The sequence below is a fragment of the Pantoea sp. E956-1 genome (assembly GCF_982223955.1).
In genome coordinates this window covers 25911-52590 of sequence record NZ_CEUYZP010000006.1, presented here as the reverse complement: position 1 = coordinate 52590, position 26680 = coordinate 25911, and the positions used below count along the sequence as shown (strand labels likewise).

Annotated in this window: 27 protein-coding genes and 1 riboswitch; of the genes, 13 read left to right on the top strand and 14 right to left on the bottom strand. The window is 56.3% G+C overall.

Annotation, left to right across the window (positions count from 1 at the left end; translation table 11 throughout):
* Positions 1-308: 308 nt before the first annotated feature.
* Positions 309-1700, bottom strand: a complete 1392-nt coding sequence (locus tag AC0T7J_RS15575; RefSeq protein ID WP_473795266.1) for an MFS transporter — start codon at positions 1698-1700, stop codon at positions 309-311.
* A gap of 420 nt (positions 1701-2120) precedes the next feature.
* Here AC0T7J_RS15575 and AC0T7J_RS15570 point away from each other — a divergent pair, with 420 nt between their 5' ends.
* Positions 2121-3038 (top strand): sugar ABC transporter substrate-binding protein, encoded by a 918-nt coding sequence (locus AC0T7J_RS15570; RefSeq protein WP_061704377.1) that lies wholly within the window; start codon positions 2121-2123, stop codon positions 3036-3038.
* A 32-nt stretch (positions 3039-3070) separates the two neighbouring features.
* Here AC0T7J_RS15570 and AC0T7J_RS15565 read toward each other — a convergent pair whose 3' ends face one another.
* Positions 3071-3574: a GNAT family N-acetyltransferase gene (locus tag AC0T7J_RS15565; protein ID WP_064704098.1), complete on the bottom strand. Its 504-nt coding sequence runs from the start codon at positions 3572-3574 to the stop codon at positions 3071-3073.
* A gap of 72 nt (positions 3575-3646) precedes the next feature.
* Here AC0T7J_RS15565 and AC0T7J_RS15560 point away from each other — a divergent pair, with 72 nt between their 5' ends.
* Positions 3647-5479: an ABC transporter ATP-binding protein gene (locus tag AC0T7J_RS15560; RefSeq protein WP_473795265.1), complete on the top strand. Its 1833-nt coding sequence runs from the start codon at positions 3647-3649 to the stop codon at positions 5477-5479.
* Here AC0T7J_RS15560 and AC0T7J_RS15555 read toward each other — a convergent pair.
* On the bottom strand, positions 5476-6600 hold the full coding sequence (locus AC0T7J_RS15555; RefSeq protein WP_473795264.1) for a GNAT family N-acetyltransferase: 1125 nt from the start codon (positions 6598-6600) through the stop codon (positions 5476-5478). The genes AC0T7J_RS15560 and AC0T7J_RS15555 overlap by 4 nt on opposite strands.
* Positions 6601-6741: 141 nt before the next feature.
* Here AC0T7J_RS15555 and AC0T7J_RS15550 point away from each other — a divergent pair, with 141 nt between their 5' ends.
* The 3 genes from AC0T7J_RS15550 (at position 6742) to AC0T7J_RS15540 (ending at position 9303) form a co-directional block, all read left to right on the top strand.
* Positions 6742-7647, top strand: a complete 906-nt coding sequence (locus AC0T7J_RS15550; protein WP_473795263.1) for a LysR family transcriptional regulator — start codon at positions 6742-6744, stop codon at positions 7645-7647.
* Positions 7648-7745: 98 nt separating this feature from the next.
* A complete protein-coding gene (locus tag AC0T7J_RS15545; protein ID WP_473795262.1) occupies positions 7746-8687 on the top strand; it encodes a glutathione S-transferase family protein in 942 nt (313 codons plus the stop codon).
* Between the two features lie 10 nt (positions 8688-8697).
* Positions 8698-9303: an alpha/beta hydrolase gene (locus tag AC0T7J_RS15540; protein WP_473795261.1), complete on the top strand. Its 606-nt coding sequence runs from the start codon at positions 8698-8700 to the stop codon at positions 9301-9303.
* Here AC0T7J_RS15540 and AC0T7J_RS15535 read toward each other — a convergent pair.
* On the bottom strand, positions 9300-10115 hold the full coding sequence (locus tag AC0T7J_RS15535; protein WP_473795260.1) for a sugar phosphate isomerase/epimerase family protein: 816 nt from the start codon (positions 10113-10115) through the stop codon (positions 9300-9302). The genes AC0T7J_RS15540 and AC0T7J_RS15535 overlap by 4 nt on opposite strands.
* A gap of 132 nt (positions 10116-10247) precedes the next feature.
* Entirely contained in the window at positions 10248-10625 is a 378-nt protein-coding gene (crcB, locus tag AC0T7J_RS15530) for a fluoride efflux transporter CrcB (protein ID WP_031593044.1), read from the bottom strand.
* An 89-nt stretch (positions 10626-10714) separates the two neighbouring features.
* Positions 10715-10790: riboswitch (Fluoride riboswitch) on the bottom strand.
* Between the two features lie 117 nt (positions 10791-10907).
* Between crcB and AC0T7J_RS15525 the strand changes: the two genes are divergently transcribed.
* Complete coding sequence (locus AC0T7J_RS15525) at positions 10908-11828, top strand: nucleoside hydrolase (protein WP_473795259.1); 921 nt, start codon at positions 10908-10910, stop codon at positions 11826-11828.
* Positions 11829-11851: 23 nt separating this feature from the next.
* Here the strand turns inward: AC0T7J_RS15525 and AC0T7J_RS15520 are convergent, their stop codons facing one another.
* A complete protein-coding gene (locus AC0T7J_RS15520) occupies positions 11852-12883 on the bottom strand; it encodes a zinc-binding alcohol dehydrogenase family protein (RefSeq protein WP_473795258.1) in 1032 nt (343 codons plus the stop codon).
* A gap of 137 nt (positions 12884-13020) precedes the next feature.
* Here AC0T7J_RS15520 and AC0T7J_RS15515 point away from each other — a divergent pair, with 137 nt between their 5' ends.
* Both AC0T7J_RS15515 and AC0T7J_RS15510 read left to right on the top strand, forming a co-directional pair.
* Positions 13021-13923, top strand: a complete 903-nt coding sequence (locus AC0T7J_RS15515; RefSeq protein WP_039388057.1) for a GntR family transcriptional regulator — start codon at positions 13021-13023, stop codon at positions 13921-13923.
* A gap of 170 nt (positions 13924-14093) precedes the next feature.
* Positions 14094-15446 (top strand): MFS transporter, encoded by a 1353-nt coding sequence (locus tag AC0T7J_RS15510; protein WP_473795257.1) that lies wholly within the window; start codon positions 14094-14096, stop codon positions 15444-15446.
* A gap of 21 nt (positions 15447-15467) precedes the next feature.
* Here the strand turns inward: AC0T7J_RS15510 and AC0T7J_RS15505 are convergent, their stop codons facing one another.
* Complete coding sequence (locus AC0T7J_RS15505; protein ID WP_473795256.1) at positions 15468-16859, bottom strand: hypothetical protein; 1392 nt, start codon at positions 16857-16859, stop codon at positions 15468-15470.
* Positions 16852-17763, bottom strand: coding sequence for an alpha/beta fold hydrolase (locus AC0T7J_RS15500; protein ID WP_137241483.1), 912 nt, complete (start codon positions 17761-17763; stop codon positions 16852-16854). Before AC0T7J_RS15500 ends, AC0T7J_RS15505 begins: the two co-directional genes overlap by 8 nt.
* Positions 17764-17929: 166 nt before the next feature.
* On the opposite strand from AC0T7J_RS15500, the gene AC0T7J_RS15495 reads away from it, so the two are divergent.
* A complete protein-coding gene (locus tag AC0T7J_RS15495) occupies positions 17930-18115 on the top strand; it encodes a hypothetical protein (RefSeq protein WP_050680569.1) in 186 nt (61 codons plus the stop codon).
* Positions 18116-18296: 181 nt separating this feature from the next.
* Here the strand turns inward: AC0T7J_RS15495 and cspE are convergent, their stop codons facing one another.
* Positions 18297-18509 carry a transcription antiterminator/RNA stability regulator CspE gene (cspE, locus tag AC0T7J_RS15490; RefSeq protein ID WP_161734054.1) on the bottom strand — a complete coding sequence of 71 codons (213 nt, stop codon included), beginning with the start codon at positions 18507-18509 and terminating at the stop codon, positions 18297-18299.
* A gap of 658 nt (positions 18510-19167) precedes the next feature.
* Positions 19168-19431, bottom strand: a complete 264-nt coding sequence (locus AC0T7J_RS15485) for a DUF2798 domain-containing protein (protein WP_473795255.1) — start codon at positions 19429-19431, stop codon at positions 19168-19170.
* 128 nt (positions 19432-19559) lie between these two features.
* On the opposite strand from AC0T7J_RS15485, the gene AC0T7J_RS15480 reads away from it, so the two are divergent.
* A complete protein-coding gene (locus AC0T7J_RS15480) occupies positions 19560-20462 on the top strand; it encodes a LysR family transcriptional regulator (protein WP_473795254.1) in 903 nt (300 codons plus the stop codon).
* 227 nt (positions 20463-20689) lie between these two features.
* On the opposite strand, the gene AC0T7J_RS15475 is transcribed toward AC0T7J_RS15480, so the two are convergent.
* A complete protein-coding gene (locus AC0T7J_RS15475; protein WP_022623962.1) occupies positions 20690-21703 on the bottom strand; it encodes a zinc-dependent alcohol dehydrogenase family protein in 1014 nt (337 codons plus the stop codon).
* 168 nt (positions 21704-21871) lie between these two features.
* On the opposite strand from AC0T7J_RS15475, the gene AC0T7J_RS15470 reads away from it, so the two are divergent.
* Positions 21872-22777, top strand: a complete 906-nt coding sequence (locus tag AC0T7J_RS15470) for a LysR family transcriptional regulator (RefSeq protein WP_064704175.1) — start codon at positions 21872-21874, stop codon at positions 22775-22777.
* A gap of 298 nt (positions 22778-23075) precedes the next feature.
* On the opposite strand, the gene azuC is transcribed toward AC0T7J_RS15470, so the two are convergent.
* Positions 23076-23153, bottom strand: coding sequence for a stress response protein AzuC (gene azuC, locus AC0T7J_RS15465; RefSeq protein ID WP_111534772.1), 78 nt, complete (start codon positions 23151-23153; stop codon positions 23076-23078).
* A 117-nt stretch (positions 23154-23270) separates the two neighbouring features.
* Complete coding sequence (gene mntP, locus AC0T7J_RS15460) at positions 23271-23846, bottom strand: manganese efflux pump MntP (protein ID WP_473795253.1); 576 nt, start codon at positions 23844-23846, stop codon at positions 23271-23273.
* A gap of 316 nt (positions 23847-24162) precedes the next feature.
* Between mntP and AC0T7J_RS15455 the strand changes: the two genes are divergently transcribed.
* Positions 24163-24405 carry a DUF1158 domain-containing protein gene (locus tag AC0T7J_RS15455; RefSeq protein ID WP_033773119.1) on the top strand — a complete coding sequence of 81 codons (243 nt, stop codon included), beginning with the start codon at positions 24163-24165 and terminating at the stop codon, positions 24403-24405.
* Here the strand turns inward: AC0T7J_RS15455 and pdxR are convergent.
* Positions 24395-25822 carry a MocR-like pyridoxine biosynthesis transcription factor PdxR gene (pdxR, locus tag AC0T7J_RS15450; protein ID WP_473795252.1) on the bottom strand — a complete coding sequence of 476 codons (1428 nt, stop codon included), beginning with the start codon at positions 25820-25822 and terminating at the stop codon, positions 24395-24397. The two genes, AC0T7J_RS15455 and pdxR, sit on opposite strands and share 11 nt — an antisense overlap.
* A gap of 59 nt (positions 25823-25881) precedes the next feature.
* Here pdxR and AC0T7J_RS15445 point away from each other — a divergent pair, with 59 nt between their 5' ends.
* Positions 25882-26337 carry a carboxymuconolactone decarboxylase family protein gene (locus AC0T7J_RS15445; RefSeq protein ID WP_473795251.1) on the top strand — a complete coding sequence of 152 codons (456 nt, stop codon included), beginning with the start codon at positions 25882-25884 and terminating at the stop codon, positions 26335-26337.
* Positions 26338-26680 lie beyond the last annotated feature (343 nt).

Here is a 26680-nt window from a genome sequence, read left to right as displayed (position 1 = left end):
CGGTTTTTCATAAAATTAAGTCGCAGGCAGAAAATAAGCTACCTTGCCATCAATGACCCCGGATATGATTTCTTTGAAAATAATAAACAGAAGATATATCCCTGGATGAAGATTTATTCTTTTTTTTGGTTTGCGGCTACCGCATGTTATATCTTATTTGCTGTATTTGGACTGCTTTTACCCTAACAATCAATAGCTCAACTAAGGGTCTTTCTTTGGATCCCGCCTCCCACAGCCGGAACACAGTGAACGTCTTTTCAATGTTCTCTATCAGCTGCGGCGGCAGGAACTTCCCTTTGATCAGCACATTACATTGCTTTAATGCCATCTTCTTTCTCCTGATTTTTATAGGATGCCGGGCGATCGCTCTCTTCACCAACGCGTTCAATCGGTCCCATCACCAGCAGGAACAGCAGGGCTGCGACCACGCAGTGTGCCGCCACAAACGCCAGCCCGATGCTGTAGCTGCCGGTCAGACCGACGATGATGCCGAATAGCAGCGGCGTGGTGAAACCGGCAATATTGCCGATGCCGTTAAAAATGGAGCCGGCCAGGCCCACCGCCTCTTTGGGTGCGGTGTCGCTGATCACCGTCCAGGTGCCTGCACCGGCCGCTATGCCTTTACCGAAAAAGGCGAAGGACATAATGGCGATAATGCCGCTATTGCCCGGAATGACCGCCGCCAGCACCAGGCTGGACGCCATCAGCATGCCGACGATATAGGGCGTTTTACGCGCCCAGGAGACGCTCCAGCCCCGGGCGATTAACTTGTCTGACAGGTAGCCGCCGCTGATCCCGCCCAGAAAACCAAACAGCGCCGGTGCAACGGTGGCGAAACCCGCCTCCATGATGTTCATGCCACGCGCCTGCACCAGATAGATCGGAAACCAGGTAATAAAGAAGTAACTGAGCGCGATGATGCAGTACTGACCGAGATAGGCGCACCAGAGCATGCGATTAGTGAGCAGTTTTCTGAACATCGCTTTACTGACCGGTGGCCGCGCTTTCAGCGTCTGCGCCGAGTCGATATCCACCAGCGCACCACCGTCGACGATGTGGCGCAGTTCACTGTCGGACACGCCAGGGTGATTGCGCGGCTCCCGCATCCAGGCAGCCCAGATAAACACCGCCAGCAGGCCGATGCCGCCCAGCACAAAGAACGGCCACTCCCAGCCAAAGCGCGACACCAGCCAGCCTGACAGTGGCGAGAAAATGGCGACGGCAAAGTATTGCGCCGAGCTGAACAGCGATGAAGCCCGTCCCCGCTCTGCGCCAGGGAACCACATAATCACCACGCGCGCATTAGCGGGAAAACTGGGTGCCTCTATCAATCCCAGCATAAAGCGCAGACCAAACATCAGCATCAGCGCGCCGGTCATGCCGCTGGAGAACTCACCAACAAATCCCATCGCCAGTGTCGAGACTGACCAGAGCGCCAGCGTGACGCCATACACTTTTTTAGCCCCGAAGCGGTCAAGAAACAGCCCGCCGGGGATCTGACCGATGACATAGGCCCAGCTGAAGGCAGAGAGGATCAATCCCAGCTGGATCGCTGACAGGCCGAACTCCTCTTTGATCGCCGATCCGGAGATCGAGAGGATCGAACGGTCGGCGTAAGCCACGACCGACAGAAAGAGGATCAGGCAGAGGATCCAGATGCGCACATGAGACGTCTGGTGAGTCGTTTGGTCTTTAAGCATGAGCTGAATTCCTTAAAAAGCGGCAGGTTGCGCCACGAGGTTTTTTTCAGGAATAACGCTGAGATTTCCCGCTTAAGGAAATATAGATAGGAGGCTAACTATGGATCATTGTGCGGATGTTGAGATCGTCAGGCCCGATTGAACGGTTTTCTGACAATCGCCACAACTGCCCGTGCGACGCTGCACAAAAGCGCAAAAAGCCGCAGCTCTCTGCCACAGAGTGTGCGCCATGTCGGGGTTTTAACCCGCGCGGCCAGCTATGACGCGGCGATTTTACGGCAAAGTGTGGCGGCGCTAGCAAGAGTGAAAAGGGCCGGTTGTCAAACCCGGCGACTGTTCATAAGCTGCAAATGATAATCTTTGTCCATTTTTATAATAAATGAAAAATCTATTCCACTCAGTTAACCTCGGGAGTCTGCAATGAAAAAACGTGCATGGGCAATACTCTGTCTGCTCTCTCTTTCCACGTCGGCGCTGGCAGAGAAAATTGGCGTCTCAATGGCTTATTTCGACCAGAACTTTCTGACCATTATCCGCCAGTCGATCGAGAAAGAGGCCAAAGCGCGTCAGCTGGATGCGCAGTTCGAAGATGCACGCGGCGACGTGGGCCGTCAGACCGATCAGGTGCAGAGCTTTATCAGTTCCGGGGTGGACGCGATTATCGTCGATCCGGTCGACTCCGCCAGCACCCCTGCCCTGACCAGGCTGGCGCAGCAGGCTCACATTCCGCTGGTCTACGTTAACCGCACACCGGGCGATAAAACCCTGCCGCCAGGCGTGGTGTTTGTCGGCTCTGACGAACGCGAATCGGGCACGTTGCAGATGGAAGCGCTGGCGAAGCAGGCGGGTTATCGTGGCAAGGTCGCCATTATCATCGGTAACCTCAGCGATGCGGGTGCGCTTCAGCGCACCAAAGATGTCGAGCAGGTGGTGGCAAAGTATCCCGACATGAAAGTGGTACTGAAGCAGACCGCCAACTATTCGCGTAATGAGGGCATGGATTTAATGCTCAACTGGCTGTCGAACGGGGAAGAGATCGATATTGTCGCCGCCAACAACGACGAAATGGCGATTGGCGCAACCATGGCGATTGCCCAGGCGAAACCGAAGAAAACCATTCTGGTGGGCGGCATTGATGCCACGCCGGATGGCCTGAAAGCCCTGGCAAGCGGCAAACTGGCCGTCACCGTGTTCCAGGATGCCGTAGGCCAGGGCAAAAAATCGGTCGAGGTGGCGCAGCAGATGATCAAAGGGGAAAAAGTCGATTCCCACCAGTGGATCCCGTTTGAACTGGTGACGCAGCAGAACATGCAGCAATACAGCAATAAAAATCCGTAATGAAAAACGGAGCGGCAGCGCTGCAGCTCCGGTTATGACTTTCCGTGCAGCAGTTTCGCCATCATCACCACATCGCGCAGCTGACCGTCGCGCAGGGCGGCCTGCCGCATCACCCCTTCACGCTCAAAGCCCAGCCGCTCATAGAGCCGCAGCGCCCGTTCGTTGTCGTGGAACACCTCCAGCTCCATACGCGTAATCCCCAGCCAGTTACGGGAATAGTCGAGCGCGGTGCGGATCAGGCGCTCACCGACGCCGCGACCGGCGTAATCGGGATGCACACCCAGCCCAAAGCTGATGCAGTGGCGGGTGCGCGGCTTATTATCCACAAACAGCGTCAGCTCACCGGCCAGCACGCCCTCGATCTCCGCGACAAAGGCGATAAACCCTTCGGCATCCATTCTGGCGATTTTTTTCTCCCAGGTGGCAACGCTGGGAAACGGCAGCTGCAGCGTCCAGGGATAAACATCGGGATGACTGTAGAGTCGCTGATAGGCGGCAGCATCCTGCGGTTCCCGTGCCCGAATAATGATTTCCATATTTTCTCCTTTTAGCCGAACGGGGTTCATGCACTAAGCTGTAGCTCTTTACCGGACGGAAAGAGTATCGCTATGTTGTATCGCCGTTTTGAGCGTTTTATCAATATATTTCATGACGCGCCCACCGACTCGCCCCCCTCAACGGTCTGGTCGTTTTACCTCTACTATCTGAGGCAGGTCTGGCCGAGTTTCGCGGCACTGCTGGTAGTGGGGCTGGCGTCAGCCCTGATTGAAGTGTCGCTGTTCAGCTATCTGAGCCGCATTATCGACATGGTCAATCACTCCACGCCCGCCACCCTGTTTCGGGAAAACTGGCCGATACTGCTGTGGATGGGGGCGGTGGCGCTGATTCTGCGGCCGATTTTTATCGCCCTGCACGACATGCTGGTGCATCAGAGCATCAGCCCGAGCATGACCAGCATGATCCGCTGGCAGAATCACAACTACGTGCTGCGCCAGAGCCTCAATTTCTTCCAGAACGATTTCGCGGGTCGCATCGCCCAGCGCATCATGCTGACCGGCAGTTCACTGCGCGATTCCGCGGTGCAGCTGGTGGACGCCATCTGGCACGTGCTGATCTACGCGGTAACCTCGCTGGTGCTGTTTGCCGGTGCCGACTGGCGGCTGATGATCCCGTTGATTCTGTGGATGGTGGCCTACAGCGCCTCCCTGCGTTTCTTTGTGCCGCGCGTCAAAGCACGCTCGGTGGTCTCCTCAGAATCGCGATCTAAGCTGATGGGCACCATTGTCGATGGTTATACCAACATCGCCACCATCAAACTGTTCGCCCACAGCGATCTGGAACGGCAGTATGCGCGTGAGGCGATTCAGGAGCAGACCGAAAAAACCCAGAACGCCGGCCGCATGGTCACCAGCATGGATCTGACGCTGTCAGCGCTGAACGGCCTGCTGATTGTCTCGACCTCCGGGCTGGCGCTGTGGTTATGGAGCCAGTCGCTGATTAGCGTCGGGGCAATTGCGCTGGCGACCGGTCTGGTCATCCGCCTGGTGAACATGTCCGGCTGGATCATGTGGGTGGTCAACGGCATTTTCGAAAATATTGGTACGGTACAGGATGGCCTGAAAACCATCGCGCAGCCGCTGAGCGTGCAGGATGCGCCGCAGGCGAAGCAGCTTAACGTGACGCGCGGCAACATCCGTTTTGAAGATGTACGCTTCGATTATGGCGGTGGCCGTCAGGTGATTAACGGCTTTAACCTCGATATCAAACCTGGCGAGAAGATTGGGCTGATTGGCCCCTCGGGCGCCGGTAAATCGACGCTGGTGAACCTGCTGCTGCGCCTCTATGACCTGAACGCGGGGCGGATTGTGATTGACGATCAGGATATCGCCGCCGTGACGCAGGAGAGCCTGCGCAGCCAGATTGGCATGATCACCCAGGACACCTCGCTGCTGCACCGCTCAATCCGTGAAAACCTGCTGTATGGTCGTCCCGACGCCAGCGAAGAGGAGCTGCAGCTGGCGATTCACCGCGCCCGCGCCGATGAGTTTATCCCGCTGCTCTCTGACTCACTCGGCCGCACCGGGCTGGATGCCCACGTGGGCGAGCGCGGCGTGAAACTGTCGGGCGGTCAGCGTCAGCGTGTGGCGATAGCCCGCGTGCTGCTGAAGGATGCGCCGGTTCTGATCATGGATGAGGCCACCTCGGCGCTCGACTCTGAGGTAGAAGCGGCGATTCAGGAGAGCCTGGAGTCACTGATGCAGGGTAAAACCGTTATCGCCATCGCGCACCGCCTGTCGACCATCGCGAAGATGGATCGGCTGGTGGTGCTGGATAAAGGCGGCATTGCCGAGATGGGCAGCCATCACGAGCTGCTGGCGCAGAACGGACTTTATGCCCGGCTGTGGCAGCATCAGACCGGCGGTTTTGTCGGCATCGATTAATCGCCGCGTCGATAGGGTAAGGCGTCGCGTGCTTCTTCCGCCCAGCCGCGCACGCCTTCCCGCTCCTGCACCAGAAAATCAGCCACCGCATCGCGCAGGCCGGGATGCAGCAGATAGTGCCAGGAGTGGGTAATCTGCGGCTCGAAGCCGCGCACCAGCTTGTGCTCGCCCTGTGCGCCTGCATCAAACCGCGCCAGCCCCTCATCAAGGGCCAAATCCATTCCCTGATAGAAACAGGTTTCGAAGTGCAGCCGGTCAAACTCCGCCAGACAGCCCCAGTAGCGGCCATAGAGCGCGTTGCTGTCCCGCAGATAAAACGCCATCGCGGCCGGTTGCTGCTGTAAACGGGCGATCACCACCACAATATTCTGCGGCATGCGTTCCGCCAGCAGGCTGAAGAAGTCACGCGTCAGATAGGGACGCTGACCGCGCACCGCATAGGTGTTGGCGTAACAGGTGTAGACAAAATCCCACTGATCTTCACGCAGTTGACAGCCCAGGAAGCGGTCAAACTCAAAGCCGCTCTGCATCACCTGCTCACGCTCTTTACGCAGCTGTTTGCGCTTGCGCGACATCAGCGAGTCCAGGAAATCCTGAAAATCGCGGTAGCCACGATTATGCCAGTGATACTGACAACCGAGCCGGGAGAGCCAGTCGGGCTGATCGGCCAGCAGCTGATTAGCCTGCGCATCGGTAAAGTTGATATGTGCCCCGCTTAAACCCTGCTGTAACAGGCTCTCAGGCAGGGCCGACAGCAGTTGCGCAGCGGCAGCGGTTTCACCCAGCAGGCGCGCGCCGCTGACCGGGCTGAAGGGTATCGCGCCCAGCCATTTCGGGTAGTAGCGGATCCCGGCGCGCTGGCTGGCATCCGCCCAGGCGTGATCAAAGACGTACTCGCCCTGTGAATGGCGTTTGCGGTAGCCTGGCAGCGCGGCGCGGGTCACCCCCTCCTCCCGCCACAGCAGATGATCGGGCTGCCAGCCCGCTTCGGGCCGCACGCTGCCGCTCTGTTCTAACGTGAGCAGAAAGGCGTGACGCAAAAAGGGCTGGTCATCAGGCAACAGCGCATCCCACTCGGCGGCCGGGATCTCCGCCAGTGACGTCAGGTGAATCAGCGACATGAATTACTCCAGAGAACGTCGGGCAGAGAGTCAGTCAAGCAGGTTTTCCGCGCCAGCGAAAGGGTTAAGGCACGCAAAGTGAAGGCTGCATCAGCGGAGCACAGCTTCTATACTGCGACTTTATCTTCACGGGACACCGCCATGGATCGACTCGATTGTGACCGGATGTTTGTCACGGTGCTGGAAACCGGCAGCTTTTCTGCGGCGGCGTTACGTCTCGGCACCAGCAGCAGTCAGGCTTCCAAGCTGGTTTCAAAGCTGGAGCAGCGGCTCGGCGTCCAGCTGTTTAAGCGCAGCACGCGCGCCCTGTCGCCCACCGATGTCGGGCGCAGCTATTATGAGCGGGTCAAAAACCTGCTCGATGCGTTTGAGACGCTGGATGCCAGCGTGCGTGAAAGCGCCACCACGCCGACCGGCAGGCTGAAAATCAGCGCCCCCGGCTCCTTTGGTACTGTGGTGTTGTCTGAGGTGCTGGTGGCGTTTGCCCGTCGCTATCCGCTGATTGAACTGGATGTCAGCTTTTCAGACCGGTCCGTCAACATCGTCGATGAAGGCTTTGATATGGCGATCCGTATTGGCACCCTCAGCGACAGCAGCCTCGTCGCGCGCAAGCTGGGTGAAGTGCATGTGCGTATCGCCGCCTCGCCGGTCTATCTTGAGCAGTCTGGCACGCCGCAGCACTGGCGCGAATTGCCCCAGCATCAGTGCATCATCGACACCAATTTTCGCGATCCCTGGCACTGGCCGTTTGCCGGCGGCGACGGCAGCAGCGAGATTGTCACCGTACCGGTCCGCGGGCGTCTGCGCTTCGCCAACACCGAAGCCTGCCTGCAGGCCGCGATGGCCGGACTAGGCATTGCGCGGTTGCCCGGTTTTATCGCGGCTTCCGCGCTGCAACGCCGTGAGATTGTCCGGCTGCTGGAGAATTTCGACACGCCACCGCTTGGCCTGTTTGCGGTTTATCCGCCCGCCCGTCATCTGGCACACCGGGCGCGCCTGCTTATCGACTTCCTGGTGAGTCACTTTACCCGTTTTCCGCCCGCGTAATTTCTTCCAGAATGGAAGAAATGATTGTCTTTATGGCCCGATTATCAACCGTTTAGTCATCCGTTAAGCTGCTTCTCCCATTACAGAGGAGTCGCGCGATGTTAGTAGAAGGCAAATGGAGTAGTGACTGGCACCCGGTGCAGTCGACCGATAAACAGGGTGGATTTGTCCGTCAGACATCCGGTTTCCGGCATTTTATCAGCAGCGATGGCTCCACTGAATTTGCGGCAGAAGCGGATCGCTACCATCTCTATGTGGCGCTGATCTGTCCGTGGGCGTCACGCGCGTTAATTGCCCGCAAGCTCAAAGGGCTGGAGTCGCTGATTAGCGTGACGGTGGCTGAACCGCAGCTCGGTGCCCAGGGCTGGCGCTTTGGCCGTTTCCCCGGCGCACAACAGGACACGCTGAATAACGCGCAGTACCTGCATGAAATCTATACCCGCATCGCGCCCGATTACACAGGCCGGGCCACCGTGCCGGTCTTGTGGGACAAGAAAACCGGCACCATCGTCAGCAACGAGTCCGCTGACATTGTGCGTATGTTCAACAGCGGCTTTGGCGATCTGGCCGACAATCGCATCGACCTCTATCCCGCCGCGCTGCGCCCTGAGATTGATGCGCTGAATGAGAGTCTCTATCCGCGTCTGAATAATGGCGTTTACCGCGCCGGGTTCGCCACCACAGCGATCAGCTACCAGCAGGCCTTTAATGACGTCTTCAGCCAGCTCGACGAACTGGACGCCCTGCTCAGCGATGGTCGTACCTTCCTGCTGGGTGAACGGCTGACTGAAGCCGATATTCGCCTGTTCGTCACCCTGATTCGCTTTGACGTCGCCTATCATGGCCTGTTCAAATGCAACCTGCGCCGGATACGCGACTATACGCTGCTGAATCGCTATCTTAAGAGCATGCTGTCCGTCTCCGGCGTGCGTGAGACGGTCAACATCGATCATATCAAACAGGGTTACTACTCGATCAAGGCACTGAACCCGAACGGGATCGTTCCGGCAGGCCCGGATCTGAGTGAGTACAGCCTATAAAGGAGCAATAATGGCAAAAGCACTGGTGATTTTTCTGCATGGCGTAGGCAGTAACGGCGACGATCTGGCACCGATTGGCCGTCACTGGGCGACGCTGTTGCCGGATGTGATTTTTGCCTCACCCAATGCCCCCGAACGTTTTGCCGCCGGTTTTGGCTGGCAGTGGTTCAGCCTGGAGGAGGTGACGCCAGAGAACCGGCCAGGTCGGGTACGGGCCGCGCGGGCGGCGTTTGACGCGATCCTCAGCGACGTAATCGCACAGCACGGCTTCGCCGACCGCTGGCAGGATGTGGTGCTGGTCGGCTTTTCACAGGGGTCGATCATGGCGCTGGATGCGCTGGCATCTGGCCGTTATCCGCTGGCGGGCGTGGTCGCCTTTTCGGGTCGTCTGGCGGTTGACGGTGAACTGACGCCACAGCCTCATCTGCCCGCGCTGCTGATCCACGGCCAGGCCGATGAGGTGATCCCGTGGCAGGAGAGCGAATCTGCCGCAGCACGACTCAGAGCCGTCCTGGTGCCGGTAGAAGCGCGATTTGAACCCGCCACCGGCCACACCATCTCCGCCCAGGGTGCCATGCACGCCGCCGCGTTTATCGGGCAGTGTTTACAGGATTAACCCCAGCAGCGTTTTAATGCCTGCCAGGCATGACGGGCAGCGACCTCAGGCGGCAGGCGTTTCAGCGCATCATTGAAGACTTCAATGCCCACCGGTCCCTGATAGCCCGCGCTTTTAAGCTTATCGACAAAGCGTTCAATGTCGATAATGCCATCGCCGGGCAGCAGACGCTGATGCTTTGCCATCGCCATCAGACTCTGCTTATCCTGCGCAGGCATGGCGGCCATGTCACACAGCTGCACTTCATAAATGCGCTCGGCAGGGATACCGTCCAGCTGGGAGGCGTCGCCACCCAGCGCGCAGATGTGAAACAGATCAACCACCAGCCCGATATTGGGCTGGTCGAGCCGCTGTAATCGCTGCCACGCCAGCGGCAGCGTGTTATCCACGCTGCACCAGGCCATCGGCTCATACATAATGCGCATGTTGTAGCGCGCAGCTTCAGAGGCCATCCAGCGCAGGTCATCATCAATCTGGTCGGCGCAGCAATCCTCACGGGTACTGGCCGGTGCCTGAAGGGTGTCGCAGCCCAGCGTCCGGGCAATCTGAATAAACTGACGCAGCTCTTCGCGCTTCTGTCCACGCAACGCGCTGGGTGCGCCAGTGAAATCGCGCAGCACCTGGAGATTGGTAAAGCCAGGTCCCAGCCGGGCAGCGATCTCAGCCAGTGCCGCCGCGCCACCCTCGCACGCCTCGACATCCTCGCGCCAGATCTCCACCTGATCGAAACCGGCGTCACGCGCCGCCTGCAGTTTCTGGCCGGGCTCACCGTTTAACAACACCAGGTTAAGGAATGTGGGGTTAGTTCGCATTGCTCGGCTCCTTAATCGTCCGGAATAATCGGTGACGTTCAGCTTCTGCGCCCGTTCATGCGGGATGGACGGGCGTAAAACCTGAAACAGTATCTACCTCTTAAGCAGTATGACAAGCGCCGGTCAGCCGGATCAGCCCAGCATCGTGACCAGTGCGAAACCGGCAAACGCCATCAGCAGCGAACCGATCACATGCACCAGCGCGCTGGTCATCGCCCAGAGATAGTTCCCTGATTGTAGCAACCCCATTAATTCCGCTGTGAAAGAGGAGAAAGTGGTCAGCCCGCCGCAGAGTCCGGTGACGATCAGCAGTTTCCAGATCGGGTCGATGTCGGGATGGCGAACAAACCAGGCCATCGCGCCGCCGATCACCAGACCGCCGATCAGATTCACCAGCAGCGTGCCCGGCGGCAGATTGGGAAAGAGCGCATTAAAGCGCATCGCAAAAAGCCAGCGCAGTACACAGCCGGCAGAGCCGCCGATCATCACAGCCAATAACGGTTTCAACATTTATTGCTCCTGATTGCAGATTGACGCCGGGCTGAGGGGGGAAAGGCAGAGATAAACTGCGCCTGACACCTCAGCTCCCGCGAAAGGATTGAGTGTCAGGCGTCATCAGCCGGTGTTAAGCCCACCGGCGGTTGGGAAAGGTGGCACGCCATCACCTTGAGCCGGTGATAATACGACGCCCGTTTCAGGCTGGCAAGAGTGAGGTCACGGCGGCTGAAAACCTTGACGTGCACGCCACAGACGGGGTAATGCTGATGGTTCAGAGCCTGTTGCGGAGACCCTATGCGTACCCTGATTCTTGATACCGATATCGGCGTGGATGACGCCTTTGCACTGGCCTATGCGGCACGAACGCAGCATCTGCTGGGGATTACCACGGTCTTTGGCAACGTGCCGGTGGGTCAGGCGGTGAAAAACGCCCGACTGTTTTGCAGCAAAATGGCGATTAACGCGGAGGTCTATCGCGGCTGTTCACGACCGCTGGCGCTGGCGCCCTCTGCGCCCGCCAGACTGCACGGTGAAGATGGGCTGGGCGATGCGTTTGATAATGCCTGCAGCGATCAGGCGCCAGGCGCGGTGCAGTTTATTATCGACAGCGTGCGGGCGCAGCCGCATCAGATCACCCTGGTGGCGATTGGTCCGCTGACCAATATCGCCACGGCCATTAATCAGGCGCCGGATATTATTCCGCTGGTGAAAGAGCTGGTGATTATGGGCGGCGCATTTGGCACCGACGGGCACAGCGGCAACGTGACGCCCTTCAGCGAATTTAATATCTGGAAAGATCCGCATGCTGCCGATCAGGTGCTCGCCTCGGCGCTGAACGTGGTGGTGATCCCGCTGGATGTCACGCACAAGGTGCTGATCAGCGGCGATGAGGTTCAGCGTCTGAATCAGCCGGTACTGAGTGCGATCTGTCGCCCTTACCTGGCTTACAGCCTGGAGAAAGAGGGATTCAATGGGATGGCGCTGCATGACACCCTGGCGGTGGCGTGGCTCACTCTGCCACAGGCGTTTACCCTGACCGAAAGCCCGCTACGGGTGATCACGGAGGGCATCGCCTGTGGTCAGACGGTGCGTAAGCTGAGCACGCTGGCCTCCCGCCAGGATCCGTTTGCCGGTCTGCCCGCGCAGCGCATCGCACTTGGCGTGGATGCTGATGCGGTGCGCGCGCACTTCTTTCAGACTCTCATCGCGCCCTGAACCAGGCGAACCGACTGACCGCGTTACCGGTCAAAATGAATCACACCTTTGATCAGCTCGCGGTTGTTGATGATTTGCGCCTCGAAGTTTTCATCCAGCGTAGAGAAAGCCAGATGGTGATTCAGCATCATTTCGGCGCGCAGCTGGCCGCTGGCCATCAGCGCACGCACCCGGTCAAAATCTTCGCGGGTGGCGTTGCGGCTGCCCATCAGGGTGGTCTCTTTTTTATGGAATTCACTGTCCGGGATCACCAGATCGCCTTTGTGCAGGCCGACATAGACGATAGTGCCGCCGTGTCGCATCAGGTTGACCGCATTGTTCATCGCCGCCGGGCTGCCGGTAGCGTCGATCACCTTCAGCGCCAGACGGCCACCAAACTGCTCGCGCAGCGCGCTGTAAAACGCTTCATCAGCCGGATTCAGTGCCGCCAGGCCGAGCTTACCAGCAACATGCTGGCGACGAAATTCGCTGGTATCGGCGACCACCACTTGCGCGCCGCTGGCGGCGGCGATAGCGGCAACACCCAGCCCAATCGGTCCGGCACCCACCACCAGCACCTGCTCATCCGCCACAATTGCGGCACGACGCACCGCATGAGCGCTGATGGCAAACGGCTCAATCAGCGCAGCCGCTTCCGGCGCGACATCATCCACCGCCAGCAGCGTGCTGACTGGCACGCTCAGGTAGTCGCAGAACCCGCCATCCTGATGCACACCAATCACTGAGATCTGCTCACAGCAGTTGGTCTTGCCGCTCTGGCAGGCGTCACAGCGCAGGCAGGAGATGTAGGGCATTAACGCCACACGCTGGCCCGGCTGAAAGCCCTCTGAACCACTTCCCAGCGCCACCACTTCGGCACAGATTTCATGGCCCAGCACCCGCGGATAGCTGAAGAACGGCTGATTGCCGGACCAGGCGTGGATGTCAGTGCCGCAGATTCCGGCAGTGAGGATTTTAATCAGTGCCTCGCCCGCGGCAGGCACGGGAATGTCGCGGGTGGCCCATACCATCTTACGTGGTTCAGCGATGACCAGTGCTTTCATTGTTGTTGTCATGGTGATTCTCCGGTTGTCCTGCAGGCAGTTATGGCGAATCCTGCACGCGCTGCGGTGTTCGTTTGCGGGAAGTGTGAAGCACCGCGATTTTTTTGGGCTTTGAATGGTTTTTAATGCATAAAAAACCGGAGAGTGAGATGAGCCGCAGCCAGAATTTGCGCCAGAACGTCATCAACCAGATGCTGGAAAGCATCGCTCAGCGTCATATTCGTTCCCCGCTGCCGCCCCAGGCGGCACTGGCGGAAATGTTCAATATCAGCCGGACCACGGTGCGCCACACCCTGCACTATCTGCATCAGTGCGGCGTGCTGGATAAGGTGGATGAAACCTGGGTTATCGTGCGCGATCCGCGCGAAGATGACAGTTTTAGCGCGTTAACGCCGCCGATTGAGCAGCAGGCCAGCCACTTTGAGCAGATGTTTTTTAATATGATTAATCAGCGGCAGCTGGTGCCCGGCGATACCTTCAGCGAGCTGCAACTGGCGCAGCAGGTGAAAGTCAGTCCGGTGGTAGTGCGCGAATTCCTGCTGCGCTTTATGCGCTATGACCTGCTGGAGCCGGTCAGGCGCGGCCAGTGGCGGATGAAAAAATTCACCCAGGATTACGCCGAGAAGTTATTTGAACTGCGCGAGATGCTGGAAACCCACGCCCTGAGCCGCTTTCTGAACCTGCCCGCAGGCGACGAACGATGGGTTCAGGCGCGGGATCTGTTGGATCGTCACCGATCGATGCGCGATACCATCGCCAGTAACTATCGCCACTTTGCCGCGCTGGATCGTCAGATGCATTCGCTGATTTTATCCGCCGCCAACAACCCGTTTTTCAATCAGTCGCTGGAGATTATCTCTGTGATCTTTCACTCGCATTATCAGTGGGATGAGAGCGACCTCAAGCAGCGAAATATTGTGGCGCTGGAGGAGCATATGGCGATTCTGACCGCGCTGATTGGCCGTCAGGATATCGACGCCCTCTGTGCATTACATAACCATCTGGCGACCGCTAAAACCTCGATGGTGCGCTCAATCGGTCAGTACAATTAAAAACCGATTAAAAACCACAAAGCATTAGCTCCCGCACGATTCAGAAACATCTTTGCAACATCCTTACCCCTTTGCTCTTAGTCTCGACTGCAACGTCACGGCGGCCTTTTGCCGCTGCGCGCAGACCCCTTCTCACCATAACGATAAGTACCCAGTTTCGGGAGAGTGCAATGGAAAAGACTTCAGTAACCGGCCGCGACAGCGCAGCTGGCGCCACGCCACCAGACCAGGATTTCGTACCGATGCGTAGCGACGTGGTGCGTTCACCGCGTATCCGCAAGATCCAGATCACGGCAATGCTGCTGTTGCTGTTCGCCGCCATCATCAACTATCTGGATCGCAGCTCGCTGTCGGTTGCGAACATGACCATCCGCGAGGAGATGGGGCTGAGCGCCACCGAAATCGGCTTCCTGCTCTCCGCCTTTTCGCTGGCTTATGGCCTGGCGCAACTGCCGTGCGGCGCACTGCTGGATCGTAAAGGGCCGCGCATTATGCTCGGCATCGGCATGTTTATCTGGTCGCTGTTCCAGGCCGCCTCTGGCCTGGTGCATAACTTTACCCAGTTCATCCTGGTGCGCATCGGCCTCGGCATTGGCGAAGCGCCGATGAACCCGTGCGGCGTGAAAGTGATCAATGACTGGTTCAACATTAAAGATCGCGGCATGCCGATGGGGATGTTCAATGCGGCTTCGATGATTGGACTGTCGGTGGCTCCGCCGATTCTGGCGGCGATGATGCTGGTGATGGGCTGGCGTGGCATGTTTGTCACGATCGGTATCCTCGGCATGTTCCTCGCTATCGGCTGGTATATGATCTACCGCGACCGCGACAACAACACCCTGAGCGCTGAAGAGATCCACTATTTACAGGCGGGCAGCGTCGCATCGCGTAAAGAGCCGATCAGCTTCAAGGAGTGGCGCGGCCTGTTTAAGCAGCGCACCATGTGGGGCATGATGATTGGCTTCAGCGGTATCAATTACACCGCCTGGCTCTATATCGCCTGGCTGCCGGGCTACCTGCAGTCGACCTATCATCTCGATCTTAAAAGTACCGGCCTGCTGGCAGCGATTCCGTTCCTGTTCGGTGCGGCGGGTATGCTGCTGAATGGCTATGTGGTCGACTCGCTGGTGCGTCGCGGCTTTAACGCGGTGAAGACCCGTAAAGTCTGTATTGTCAGCGGCATGCTGCTGTCCGCCGGCTTTACCGCCGTGGTGACCCGCGCGACCGACACCACCAGCGCCGTAACGCTGATTGGGATGGCGCTGTTCTGTATCCACTTCGCCGGAACGTCGTGCTGGGGATTGATCCACGCCAACGTCACCGCCCGCATGACAGCCTCGGTTGGCAGCATCCAGAACTTCGCCAGCTTTATCTTCGCCTCCTTCGCGCCGGTCATCACTGGCTGGGTGCTCGACACCACCAAATCGTTCAGCCTGGCGCTGATGATTTGTGCCTGCGTGACGCTGGTTGGCGCACTCGCCTACCTGCTGCTGGTGCGCCAGCCGATCACCGACGGCGAATAATCACGGCTGACGGCGCGGCGGCTACGTCAGCGCCGTCAGGGTGACCCCATGTTTCGCACCATAACGCTGAATACCCGTCATCACCTTCTCCGCGCTCAGCGCCGGTGGCGTTGGTAACAGCGGTGCCCGTTCACGCAGCGCCGAGTCGAAGCGGGCAAACGTCGCGAAATCACGCGGGAACCGCTCTTCATCCACGCCAATCAATGCGCCTTCATCACGCGCATGGGAGAGCAGCGCCCGCCAGCGATCAATCTCCGCCAGCCCGATACTGTCGGTGCCGTGTGAAAAGAGCATCATGTCGATGTTACGGAACGGCGGCTGTTTTTCCAGGAAGCGTTGCAGTGCCGCGGCCGAAGGCTCGGTGCAAAACACCAGCCAGAACGGGATGGCGTGCTGATGCATGCTGCACCACGGGTCCATCAGCAGGAAGCTGTCCACCGTCAGCCGGGTCGGCAAAATTCCCGCCGCCAGATACCAGTCGCGGTAGATCTCGGCCACCACATAGCTCATCGCCTCTGGATCTTCATAGCGAATCTCCATCAGCTTCAGCCCCTGAGCCTCCGCCAGTTTTTTCAGCGGCGAAATCAGATAACCATCCAGTCCCCATTCCGCTTCCGGTACGTGATCCGTAATGTCGGGCGGCGTCCAGCGCTCACGATCCACGCCATAGCGCGCCAGATATTCCGCCACCCGCGGGCCGCCCTGTAAGTACTCTTTTTCGGTTGCGCCGCCGAGCGCACCAAACTGGAAAAACGAGCGATCGCTGGTGCGGGTTACCGGCCACTGTCGGGTACAGTGATTGATAAACAGCGTTGATCCGGCGGGCAGACTTCCCATCAGAAATTCGTTGAAGGCCAGCGGCAGTTCGCGCAGTTTCAGCCGGAAATAGCGCATCTGATCGAGCATCAGCCGATCCTGATTCGGATCCTGCATATGGTGCACCGCCAGCCGTGGCCAGGCAGCCAGCAGCGCGGCAGCAATTTCTTTGCCCTGCTCAAAGCTGGTCTGGGCGTCATCGGGATCGTTATTCGCCGCCCGCACCGGGCAAAGAAAAGTCTGGGGCAACCAGGGCACACCCATCGCCGCCGCCAGGTGAATCAGTGCACCGTTCGATGAACCGATGAAGGCCGCCGGATAATCCTGTTGCGGGTATTCACTCACCATCCATTCGGCGATCCCTTCCACATCCAGTTCACCCGCCTGGCGCAGGCTGATGCCTTCTGCCATGCCGCCCAGCGCATAGCCCCATTCACGCAGCCCGGTCGGTAGCCGGTTAAGCGATGGCAACAGGCGATCCAGCGTCGGCGACTGGCTGGGGCTGGCAAAGGGGCGATCGTGCAGCGCATTGGCCAGCGCCAGCAGCATCGCCGCGGCAGAGTCAAAGCGGGCAATCCCTTTTGGTGGTTTACTCATGTTGATCCTCCTGCTGGATACGCGCCAGGAACGGGCGGATGGCGTGACAGAAACTCCACGGATAGACGTAGTGCAGCGTGTGCGTCCCATCGCGTAATGTCAGTCGTTCACTGCGCGGCATCAGGGCGGCGAGTTCATCCAGCCAGCGGGCCGGACAGACGGGATCGCGTGAGCCGCGCAGCAGCAACGTGGGTGCGTTGATGTAAGTCAGGCGATGCTCAATGCGGTCGCGCATCATGGCGCGCATGGTACCGAAGGCGCGCCGCAGGCCCGCTTTGGCGTAATCGATTCGGGCCAGTGGCCCCGGCGGACGACGTGATTCCAGCCGGCCATTACGCCAGTCGCGCCAGAGCTGACGCGGCAGGCTGCGGGCATGACGATCGACCGTTGGCCCCTGCAGCACCAGTCCCGCCACCGCCTGTGGATGTTTCACCGCCAGCGCGGCCAGAATCTGGCAGCCAAACGAATTGCCGACCCAGATAGCGCGCTGGAAACCGTTATGCTGTAACCACAGCCACAGCGCATCCGCCAGCTGATCCACCGACATGATCGGCGCAGAAGGTGGCAGTGTGCTGGCGCCAAAACCGGGCAGATCCGGCACCAGCACGTGATAGTCGCGCCCCAGCGCCAGCGCCAGTGGCTCCATCGCCCGGCCAGACATCACCAGACCGTGGATCAACACCACCGGCAATCCCTGATCCTCATTGGGCGTAACGCGGGTAAACATGCGCCAGTCACCAATCTGCTGATAATAACCGGCCAGACCGGCGTGATGACTGTGCGGCGACACTGGCGGCGTCTCTTTAAGCTGCCGCCAGCGTTTCATGCCCCATAACGTGGCCGCCACACCCAATCCAACACCTGCCACAATCGCTGCCTGTTTTCGTCGATGCTTCTGGATCATCCGCTGCTCCTGGTTTGGGGAGAATAATTCAGTGTAGGTCGGGATCAGGCAGCAGGCGGGTTATCCGCGTGATGGTGTGAAAAAGTATGGGGTTTTGCCTAAGAAGACGCTGGCATTGCGGGTGATGAATTCTGGGGGGGATGTGTCTGCTGTAAGCGGGAAGGCAATGACTGAAACACCCGAGGAGTATCGCTTTACATTCAATGCCCGATATCCAGCGTTAGCAAAAGAAATGGATGATTTGCTGGCAATCAGTAATACGCCTCAGGGGAATATCGCTGATTTCAAAAGGCGCGTTATGGCTTTTGCCCGATGGCTTAACGTCACATTTCATCACGGGCAGGGCTTATGAAGAGAGGATTAACTTCGGGGTGGACGAATAAACACGGAGCAGGTTAACGGAGCAGAGATAATACGAATTTCAGGCAATAAAAAACCCGCACTGGGCGGGTTTATTTTATTATCAGCAGAGCTTATCTGCTCAGACTTATGTCTTCATCGCTATTGTAGGCGTCGCTGATAATGAGCGCGGCTTACTGCGCTGTGACGTTGCCAGCTGCAGGGCCTTTGGCGCCATTTTCAATGGTGAAGGAGACTTTCTGTCCTTCATCAAGCGTTTTGTAGTTATCACCCTGGATAGCAGAGAAATGCACGAATACATCTTTGCTGCCGTCATCGGGAGTGATAAAGCCAAAACCTTTATCTGAATTAAACCATTTTACTAAACCAGTCATTTTGTCAGACATAGAAATTTCCTTAATCGATTAGCCACTAAGAGCGGCGAAGATGGCCTGTAGTTAGAGATTTACTTATTGGGCACTTAGGAGGAGGCTCTCGAAGAAGGATATCTGTGGATAACACTTGAACTGAGGACTACTTTACTAAAACTGCTTTCATAAGGTCTGTGTTCCAAACCGATGACGCATTAAGACATAGCGATAATAATTTAGCAATGTATATGTTTATTTATTTTAACCATTTAAACGCTCAGATGGCTGAATGGCTGTTTTATTTTGACTGCTCAGAAAGTGCTTCCCCTCCGCTGTGTGCGAAGTGGAGCAGGCTCATCCCGTCATAACAAGGGTGCCGATTTACCGTTGATGCTTAACATTAAACAGAGCCAGTAATGTCACATCGCGTGAAACTCTCCTCACGGTCAATGAAGGGATTTCCTCGCCCTCCTCATCGATGAGCTCAACCTGATGCATGTCGTACGCCCGGCTCTTCGGTATCTTTCATCCTGATACAGATTAGTATCCGGACAACCTGTCCGCCCTCACCCTGCATCTGAAATGCTGGAGGTTTGCCACCCGCCACCATTCTGGCGTAGCAGCAACCTGCCGCGATGAGCGAGAAGCGGGCTAAAACCATACCCGGGCGCCCGTAAAGGGCATGCTGACTGTCTCAGTGAGTATGAACGGTCAATCCTACGAGCCGGATAACAACAGGGCGAACAACCAGTATACAAAAGAAAGCTGCTGGCATGGCGACCTGGTAAGCATTCATCACATTTGTCATGTAATGAGGCCCCATTCCGAATTCGGCTAACGTGATGACCAGACTCATCAGGAACGCCATGATGATCGCCATATAAAGCGCGAATATGTAAGGTGCCATGCGAACCGGCAGGCGGGTTCGTAAGGTTTTTTTGGTTGCAGCATCAGTCATCTGAATATCCTGTTTAACAAAAGAAGACGAAACTGCGGCTAACTTAACAAGCTTATGCAGGGGGGTGTAGAGCGGTTATGCTTTAATCATTATTAAGTAAATGTGACGAATTGACGATTGAGGATACGATGGACATTTTAGGGCTGATTAGCACTTTTATCCGCGTGGTGGAAAACGGCAGTATTGCAGCGGCGGCACGCGCTAAAGGTATGAGTCCGGCAGCAGTCAGCCAGAGTCTTTCCCGTCTTGAAGCGCATCTGGGCGTGCGACTGCTATCGCGCACCACCCGCAGCATGACCTTAACGGAAAACGGTAAACGCTATTTCGAGAAAGTCCGTCACATCCCACATGATATCGAACTCGCCTCGCAGGCTGCTGCGAATGAAACCAAACCGCAGGGGCCACTTTGTATCGCTACGACAGCCGCGTTTGGTCGGTACGTTCTGGCTCCTCTTATGCCCGCTTTCAAAGCGTCTTTCCCCGATATAGATATTGAACTGATCAGTACCGATCGCAACGTCGATCATCGCCTGGAAGGCGTCGATGTCAGTATCCGCATCGAAGCACAGCTGAATGATCAACTGATCGCCAGAAAAATTGCATCGCTACCCTTTATATTCTGTGCGGCTCCGGCTTACCTTGATCGCGCTGGCACGCCTCAGACGCCTGGAGAACTTAGCCAGCACGCCTGTCTGGTTTTCCGCTATCCCACCGACAGACGGTTTCTGCCATGGACGTTTATGGTCAACGGACAGCCTGTTAATGCAAAACTCAACCCCAGTTTTATCAGCGATGATATTGATATCATCGCCAGAATAGCCGTAAACGGCGGCGGCATTGCCCGTCTGGCAAGCTTTGTAGCTCAGCCACTGATAGACAGCGGTCTGTTAAGGTCTTTGTCCTGGTCAGGTCACAGTGGCGAGAGCACCATTGAGTCCCTGCCAATGCATATCTATGCCTGTGTCACCGAACGTTCGGCACTGAATTCAAAAGTCCGGGCATTTATTGAATTTGTGGCCGATGCGCTTTAAGACAGGAGCGTTTATGCCGGGCAAAAATTGTCTGTACTTTTCGGCTTATCCACCCGCAAAAGTAACTCACCGCTGCCGGTCGTGGTGATACGAAAAGCGGCCCTTTTGACGATGTGCAGAAGGAATATAAGCACGCTTTGAGAAGGGGTTTAACGCGGTGAGAGTGGGATTAAAAAGTATCTGGCAGTCAGTAAAAACTGCCAGAATTGAGGAATAAAATGTCGTTATCAGTCACTAATTCGGATGACGATTTTGCCAAATGCACCACGGGAGAGGTGCCGGAAGGCTTCAACCGCCTCATTAAAACTGTAAACCTGTTCAATGACGGGTTTAATATTATGTTTATTGAGGAACGGATTCATCCGATCAAACGAGGAGCGTGGTGCAACCGCAATACCCCGGATCTTTGTCTGACGGAAAATTAACGGCATCAAATCAAGTTGTGCTGTCTGGCCGGTCAGAAATCCTACCTGAGCAATCGTACCGGCAACTTTTGTCGCAGCAATTGACTGATTGATGCCATTGCCCCCGGCGACATCTATCGTTACGTCAGCGCCTTTACCATCAGTCATTTCAAGCACTTTTCTTTCCCACTCAGGGTATTTTTTATAGTTAATCCCTTCATCGGCTCCCAGTGATTTAATGCGCTCAAGGTTTGCATCGTTACTGGAGGTGGCAATGACACGTGCACCATAGGCATGCGCTATCTGAGCAGCGAAGACCGATACACCACCGGTTCCCTGTACGAGCACGGTCTGACCGGGTTGCAGATTGCCGATATCCATTAGCGAGTACCATGCCGTAAGTGCAGCGATGGGAAGTGTAGAGGCTTCTTCATCTGTCATGCTGTCAGGCGCTTTAACTGCGCTGTCCTCATGAATGATCATGTACTCAGCCAGCCCGCCGGGTAACGGCATTCCAATACACCATGCTGGCTCATCGGCTGCAGGTTCACCCTCTAACCAGCGTGAATAGAGATGCGAGTTAACGCGATCACCCGTGCTAAAACGGGATACACCCTGTCCCGTGGCAACAACGGTGCCCGTGGCATCCGAGACAGGAATCAGTGGCTTTGGAACCAGATGAGGCTCATAGAAGCCCTCTACTATTGCCTTATCCCTGAAGTTCAGAGACACCGCGCCAACTTTAACCAGAAGTTCACCCGGACCGGGTACAGGCGTTTCCACCTCTTCAAGCTTTAAGTTTTCAAGGCCAAAATCTTTCAGTAACCATGCTTTCATTTTGTCATTTCCCATGTGTATGCATCGAATAGGGTGATGATAAAAAAAGCAGGCGGGCGTAAAAAGCCACGTAAAAGGACTTCAGTGTTACTGCAGGAGAAACAATCGGAATGAGATATAATCCGCAATACACTATTTCGGCAGGAATATTTTTTGCGGAGTTAAATGATGCGCTCGAACATGCTGGAATTGATGGATATTTTTGTTCACGTCGTTGAATTCCGTAGTTTCACCCGGGCCGCTGACGCCTTGCAGCTGCATCGCCCTGCGGTCAGTAAGTCCGTACAACAGCTGGAAGACAAGCTTGGCGTTAAGCTATTGCACCGCACCACGCGCAGTCTGAGTGTGACCGTTGAAGGGGAAGAAATTTATCAGCGGGCTAAAACGCTGCTGAGTGATGCCAGCGATATAATGGCTTCTTACTCTTCAAATCAGCGACCTCGTGGCCAGCTGCGCATTGATGTTCCACTGGCGCTGGCACACAGTATCCTGATCCCACAATTAAGCGAGTTTCAGGCTTTATATCCTGAAATTGAAATAGTCTTAACCGCTTCAGATCGCCTGACCAATTTAATTACAGAGGGTGTCGACTGTGTTATTCGTCTCGGTGAGCTTGCTGATTCGAATTTTATTTCGCGCAGAATGGGCAGCCTGCAGATGGTCACCTGTGCAGCACCCTCTTATCTGGATAAATATGGCACTCCTTTAACGCCTGATGACCTTAAAGACCATAAAGCCATTTATTTTTTTAATGAACACAGTCGGGACATTCAGGAATGGAAATTCGTTATGAACGGCGAAATTGTTTCACGGCATCCGGGAAGCAGCGTACGAGTTAACAATTCTGACGTACTTCTTTCCTGTGGCGTGGCGGGCCTCGGCATGCTTCACGCATTATATACGGCATTAAAGCCCTGCCTCGAAACAGGCCAGCTGAAGGAAGTATTATCGGGTTATGCGACAGTGACGAAACCGGTTTCAATACTCTACCCTGACAGACGCTATCTTCCGCCTAAGGTCCGGGTCTTTATCGAATGGTTTACTGAAGTATTCAGGAAGAATCATCAGTGTTAAACGTGAATCTTAGCTTCGGCACAGGCACTCCCGTGCCCCATGAAAAGTGCGTGTTTCCTGTTTAAGGTATGCCGCCATTTTGTCTGGCATCCGGAAATCTCCCGGGCAGATTAGATCACTGCAGCAACGTCCGTTTCTGGCTCAAAGTGGCGCATAACGGCAATCAGAAGGAGAGGGGTAGCAACAAACAGGATGCACCAGAAGTGCGAAAGCGCGGGTTTAAATCAGCAGAAGCAGAAAAGGTGATAATCACAGGTCGATCCCTGACCGCGATTATCGAGGGTTTCTTGCGGGGTGCTTAGTACATGGCACCCGGCGGTACGTGTTTGAACGTCTCAACGTAAGCGCGGAACACGTGTTTAAAAATACGTTTCATGGAACACCTGATTCAAATTTAGTTGAACATATACCGAAAAAGTATAGCTCCTGTGCGTTTTAACAGCAAATAAATTTGAACCAGATCACAAAAATGGCGGTTTTATGTGCAAGCGCCCTACGCTGTGTAGCCGAGATGCTGCAACAGAATGGTGGAGCCGACGGCTATCAGCACTACTCCACCCAGCACTTCCGCCCATTTGCCCAGGATCGGACCAATAAAGCGCCCGACTAATACGCCAGTTGTCGCCATCACCGTAGTGGCTGCACCAATAGTCAACGCGGTCGTTATGATATTCACCTGCAGGAAAGCCAGGCCCACACCGACAGCCAGCGCATCGAGGCTGGTTGCTACTGCGGTAGTCGCCAGAACCATAAAGCCATGGCTTTGCGGGGCTTCACAGGGTTCTGCGACGGCAGTCTGACGGAAGCCTTCCATCATCATACGGCCGCCCAGAAACGCCAGCAGAATGAAGGCAACCCAGTGATCCCACGCCATGATATAACGGCTGGCGGCCAGGCCAAGCGCCCAGCCAATCAGCGGCGTCAGCGCTTCAATTGAGCCGAAAATCAGACCGGTACGCAGCGCTTCTTTAAAACCGGGACGATACAATGTGGCACCTTTGCCCAGAGCAGCAGCAAACGCGTCCATCGACATGCCTAGCGCAAGAATTAAAGTGGCAATAAAGGTCATGATTTATTCACCTGGGGCGAAAAAGCGGCAATTCACGCTGAATTCACCACACAAAGTGTTCAGTTATGAAAAAGTGGGCGCAGTCTACCATGCAAACTCAAAGATAAAAAGACAGTAAAATCAGGGATTTAAGTATAGCAAAGGCTATAACTCTTATCACCCGCTATGAATCGCGCTAAGTCGATGGTGGCAAAGCGTTTTCTGACCATTTCTCTGGCCATGCAGCATGCCGGATGCGCGCGAAGCTGCGCGCCACCATTGAACCGTGTCGCCGTTTACCGGAAAATGCCGGGCTGATAAATATGGGATACCGGTTATGAATAACCCTTTTGAAACGTTGATCGTGCCTGGTGGCATTTTGCTGCTGGGCTTTCTCTCGGCGCTGCTGCTGCCCGCGCCCGCCTTTAGCGTGACGGTGGCGCAGCATCTGTTGCAGATGTTCCATTTGCAGGACCTGAATCAGCTCTACACGGTGGTGTTTTGCGTCTGGTTTTTGCTGCTGGGCGCACTGGAGTTTTTTGTTATCCGTTTTATCTGGCGTCGCTGGTTCAGGGGCTGACAGCAGGATACGCATCGACCAGCGCCTTTAGCCGTTCGGCACTGCGCGCATAACCTTCACGTGGCAGATGTGCCGCCCCCAGCAGCAGGCCCGCACCGCCCTGATCCGTCTGCTGATACCAGATCGACAGTGGCGACGGTGCCATGCCCCACTCCACTGCCTGCTGCGCAATCACCTGATCCGGTGAACCGGCGGGTAAACGGACAATCACCCCCAGCCCGGCGCGTTGCAGGTCATGAAAGTGAGGATGCAGCACCGCGAACATCTGCTCCAGCCGCTCATGATAGACGCGCTTCATGCGCCGCAGATGCCGCATAAAGTGGCCATCCCGCAGAAATTCCGCCACCGCGTTGTGCAGCAATCCGGAGGAGGCAGGCGAAAGCAACGCGCAGACCTCACCGAACCGGGCCGTCAGCGCGGGTGGCACCACCATAAAACCGAGCCGCAGTTGCGGCGTCAGCGTCTTGCTGAACGTGCCGATGTGCAACACCCGCCCCTGGCTATCGAGCGCGGCCAGTGCCGGCGCGGCGCGATTGCCGGGCTGAAGCTCGCCGAGATAGTCATCTTCGATAATCCAGCGCTGCGTGCGGCTGGCCCAGTTAAGCAGGGCATGGCGGCGAGCCAGGCTCATCGTCATACCAAGCGGCGCCTGCTGTCCCGGCGTGACCAGCGCAAAAGCGGCATCCGGCGCGCGGGCAATCCCGGCCTCAACCTGCAACCCTTCGGCATCAACCGGCGTGACGCGCAGCACTTCAACCGCGCGACGCGCCACCCAGAATCCGGGATCTTCCAGCCATGCTATTTTACCCTGAAAATTCATCGCCAGCCCAATCAGTCCCATTGCGCCAGCATAGCCGCTGGTAATAATAATCTGGTCCGCCTGACAGCGCAGGCCGCGTGCCACCGCCAGGTAGGCCACCAGCGCCTGCCGCAACGCTAAGCTGCCGCGGGGATCGGGATAGCTGGCCGGTCTGCTGACCTGCAGGCGCGTCTGACGCTGCAGAATGCGCAGCCAGACTTTGGCCGGGAATGCATCGCTCGCAGGAATGCCCATCTGGAAGGTTAGCGGTGGCGCTTCATACTCCTCAGCGCCCTCCAGCCGCTGGTCTTCAGCATCGTCACTGACCGGCTTTAACAGCGGTAATGGGCTGACGAAGGTACCCGCCGCGCCTCTGGCCTGCAGAAACTGACCATCAACCAGCATGTCATAACTTGTGCGAACGGTGCCGCGCGCCACGCCGAGCTGAGCCGCCAGATCGCGGCAGGAAGGCAGACGCGCCCCAGGTTGTAAACGTCCTTCACTAATCGCCTGTTCAATCAATTGGCGCAGTTGTTCACTGAGGCCACGTGACGCGCCGCGCTGCAGTGTCAACGTGGAAAGCGGCGATGGGCCAGTCAGACTCTCATTTTTTGGCACTTTATCTGCTCCATTGAAAGGCCGAAAATCACCTTATCAACCCTGAATGAGGCAATAAGATGAGCGAACGTATCGATTTTCACAGTGCAGCACCGGCGGGCATGAAAGCGCTGGGCGGCGTATACAGCTATCTGGCACAAACCGATCTGCCGCTCACTTTACTGGAACTGCTGTTCATGCGCATATCGCAGATTAATGGCTGTGCCTACTGCATTGATTTACATACCAAAGCGCTGAATAAAGCGGGCATGAGCTGGGATAAGATCGTACTGACCTCAGTCTGGCAGGAATCCGGTACGCTGTTCAGTGATAAAGAGAAGGTTGCCCTGCACTGGGCTGAATGCCTGACCCTGATTGCTCAGCAGGGTGCGCCAGACGACCGCTATACCGCCCTGAAAGCGCACTTCAGTGAAAAAGAGATTGTCGATCTGAACATCGCGATTGGTCTGATGAACACCTATAACCGCATGGCGATAAGTCTGAAAAAGTTGCCCGCCAGCGCCAGTCAGTCATAAGTGAATCCGATGCGTGCGCCGGTGTTCACGCATTTTCAGACTCACAAAAATGTAACATTATTTTTACACAAGCAGCCTTTCAGGCGCTCTTCCCCCGATTCCCGTTATTCCTTACTGCATAATAAATCGCTAAATTTCAGCGTATTAAATAATTCCGTATTGATCGCATCCCTTGCGGCGTTGCACCAGCATGGGGCTTTTCAGCAACATGCTATTTTGATTAACTCACTGACTTCACAATAAAAAATCCCTAATACGCCGCTGGTCCTGATGATTAATTCTTATGCTGAATCATTTCTGCATTTAAAAAATAAACAAATGTTTAATTCAGATGCGAGAATGT

What these genes read in the sequence shown, in the direction of transcription:
- AC0T7J_RS15565 (WP_064704098.1), bottom strand. Translation starts at nt 3,574, where the DNA reads ATGGAAATCATTATTCGGGCACGGGAACCGCAGGATGCTGCCGCCTAT.
- AC0T7J_RS15535 (WP_473795260.1), bottom strand. Translation starts at nt 10,115, where the DNA reads ATGCGAACTAACCCCACATTCCTTAACCTGGTGTTGTTAAACGGTGAG.
- AC0T7J_RS15570 (WP_061704377.1), top strand. Translation starts at nt 2,121, where the DNA reads ATGAAAAAACGTGCATGGGCAATACTCTGTCTGCTCTCTCTTTCCACG.
- AC0T7J_RS15495 (WP_050680569.1), top strand. Translation starts at nt 17,930, where the DNA reads ATGACTGAAACACCCGAGGAGTATCGCTTTACATTCAATGCCCGATAT.
- mntP (WP_473795253.1), bottom strand. Translation starts at nt 23,846, where the DNA reads ATGACCTTTATTGCCACTTTAATTCTTGCGCTAGGCATGTCGATGGAC.
- AC0T7J_RS15475 (WP_022623962.1), bottom strand. Translation starts at nt 21,703, where the DNA reads ATGAAAGCATGGTTACTGAAAGATTTTGGCCTTGAAAACTTAAAGCTT.
- AC0T7J_RS15550 (WP_473795263.1), top strand. Translation starts at nt 6,742, where the DNA reads ATGGATCGACTCGATTGTGACCGGATGTTTGTCACGGTGCTGGAAACC.
- AC0T7J_RS15455 (WP_033773119.1), top strand. Translation starts at nt 24,163, where the DNA reads ATGAATAACCCTTTTGAAACGTTGATCGTGCCTGGTGGCATTTTGCTG.
- AC0T7J_RS15515 (WP_039388057.1), top strand. Translation starts at nt 13,021, where the DNA reads ATGAGCCGCAGCCAGAATTTGCGCCAGAACGTCATCAACCAGATGCTG.
- azuC (WP_111534772.1), bottom strand. Translation starts at nt 23,153, where the DNA reads ATGAAACGTATTTTTAAACACGTGTTCCGCGCTTACGTTGAGACGTTC.
- AC0T7J_RS15505 (WP_473795256.1), bottom strand. Translation starts at nt 16,859, where the DNA reads ATGAGTAAACCACCAAAAGGGATTGCCCGCTTTGACTCTGCCGCGGCG.
- AC0T7J_RS15480 (WP_473795254.1), top strand. Translation starts at nt 19,560, where the DNA reads ATGGACATTTTAGGGCTGATTAGCACTTTTATCCGCGTGGTGGAAAAC.
- crcB (WP_031593044.1), bottom strand. Translation starts at nt 10,625, where the DNA reads ATGTTGAAACCGTTATTGGCTGTGATGATCGGCGGCTCTGCCGGCTGT.
- AC0T7J_RS15540 (WP_473795261.1), top strand. Translation starts at nt 8,698, where the DNA reads ATGGCAAAAGCACTGGTGATTTTTCTGCATGGCGTAGGCAGTAACGGC.
- cspE (WP_161734054.1), bottom strand. Translation starts at nt 18,509, where the DNA reads ATGTCTGACAAAATGACTGGTTTAGTAAAATGGTTTAATTCAGATAAA.
- AC0T7J_RS15575 (WP_473795266.1), bottom strand. Translation starts at nt 1,700, where the DNA reads ATGCTTAAAGACCAAACGACTCACCAGACGTCTCATGTGCGCATCTGG.
- AC0T7J_RS15525 (WP_473795259.1), top strand. Translation starts at nt 10,908, where the DNA reads ATGCGTACCCTGATTCTTGATACCGATATCGGCGTGGATGACGCCTTT.
- AC0T7J_RS15500 (WP_137241483.1), bottom strand. Translation starts at nt 17,763, where the DNA reads ATGATCCAGAAGCATCGACGAAAACAGGCAGCGATTGTGGCAGGTGTT.
- AC0T7J_RS15510 (WP_473795257.1), top strand. Translation starts at nt 14,094, where the DNA reads ATGGAAAAGACTTCAGTAACCGGCCGCGACAGCGCAGCTGGCGCCACG.
- AC0T7J_RS15520 (WP_473795258.1), bottom strand. Translation starts at nt 12,883, where the DNA reads ATGACAACAACAATGAAAGCACTGGTCATCGCTGAACCACGTAAGATG.
- AC0T7J_RS15485 (WP_473795255.1), bottom strand. Translation starts at nt 19,431, where the DNA reads ATGACTGATGCTGCAACCAAAAAAACCTTACGAACCCGCCTGCCGGTT.
- AC0T7J_RS15555 (WP_473795264.1), bottom strand. Translation starts at nt 6,600, where the DNA reads ATGTCGCTGATTCACCTGACGTCACTGGCGGAGATCCCGGCCGCCGAG.
- AC0T7J_RS15545 (WP_473795262.1), top strand. Translation starts at nt 7,746, where the DNA reads ATGTTAGTAGAAGGCAAATGGAGTAGTGACTGGCACCCGGTGCAGTCG.
- AC0T7J_RS15445 (WP_473795251.1), top strand. Translation starts at nt 25,882, where the DNA reads ATGAGCGAACGTATCGATTTTCACAGTGCAGCACCGGCGGGCATGAAA.
- AC0T7J_RS15560 (WP_473795265.1), top strand. Translation starts at nt 3,647, where the DNA reads ATGTTGTATCGCCGTTTTGAGCGTTTTATCAATATATTTCATGACGCG.
- AC0T7J_RS15470 (WP_064704175.1), top strand. Translation starts at nt 21,872, where the DNA reads ATGCGCTCGAACATGCTGGAATTGATGGATATTTTTGTTCACGTCGTT.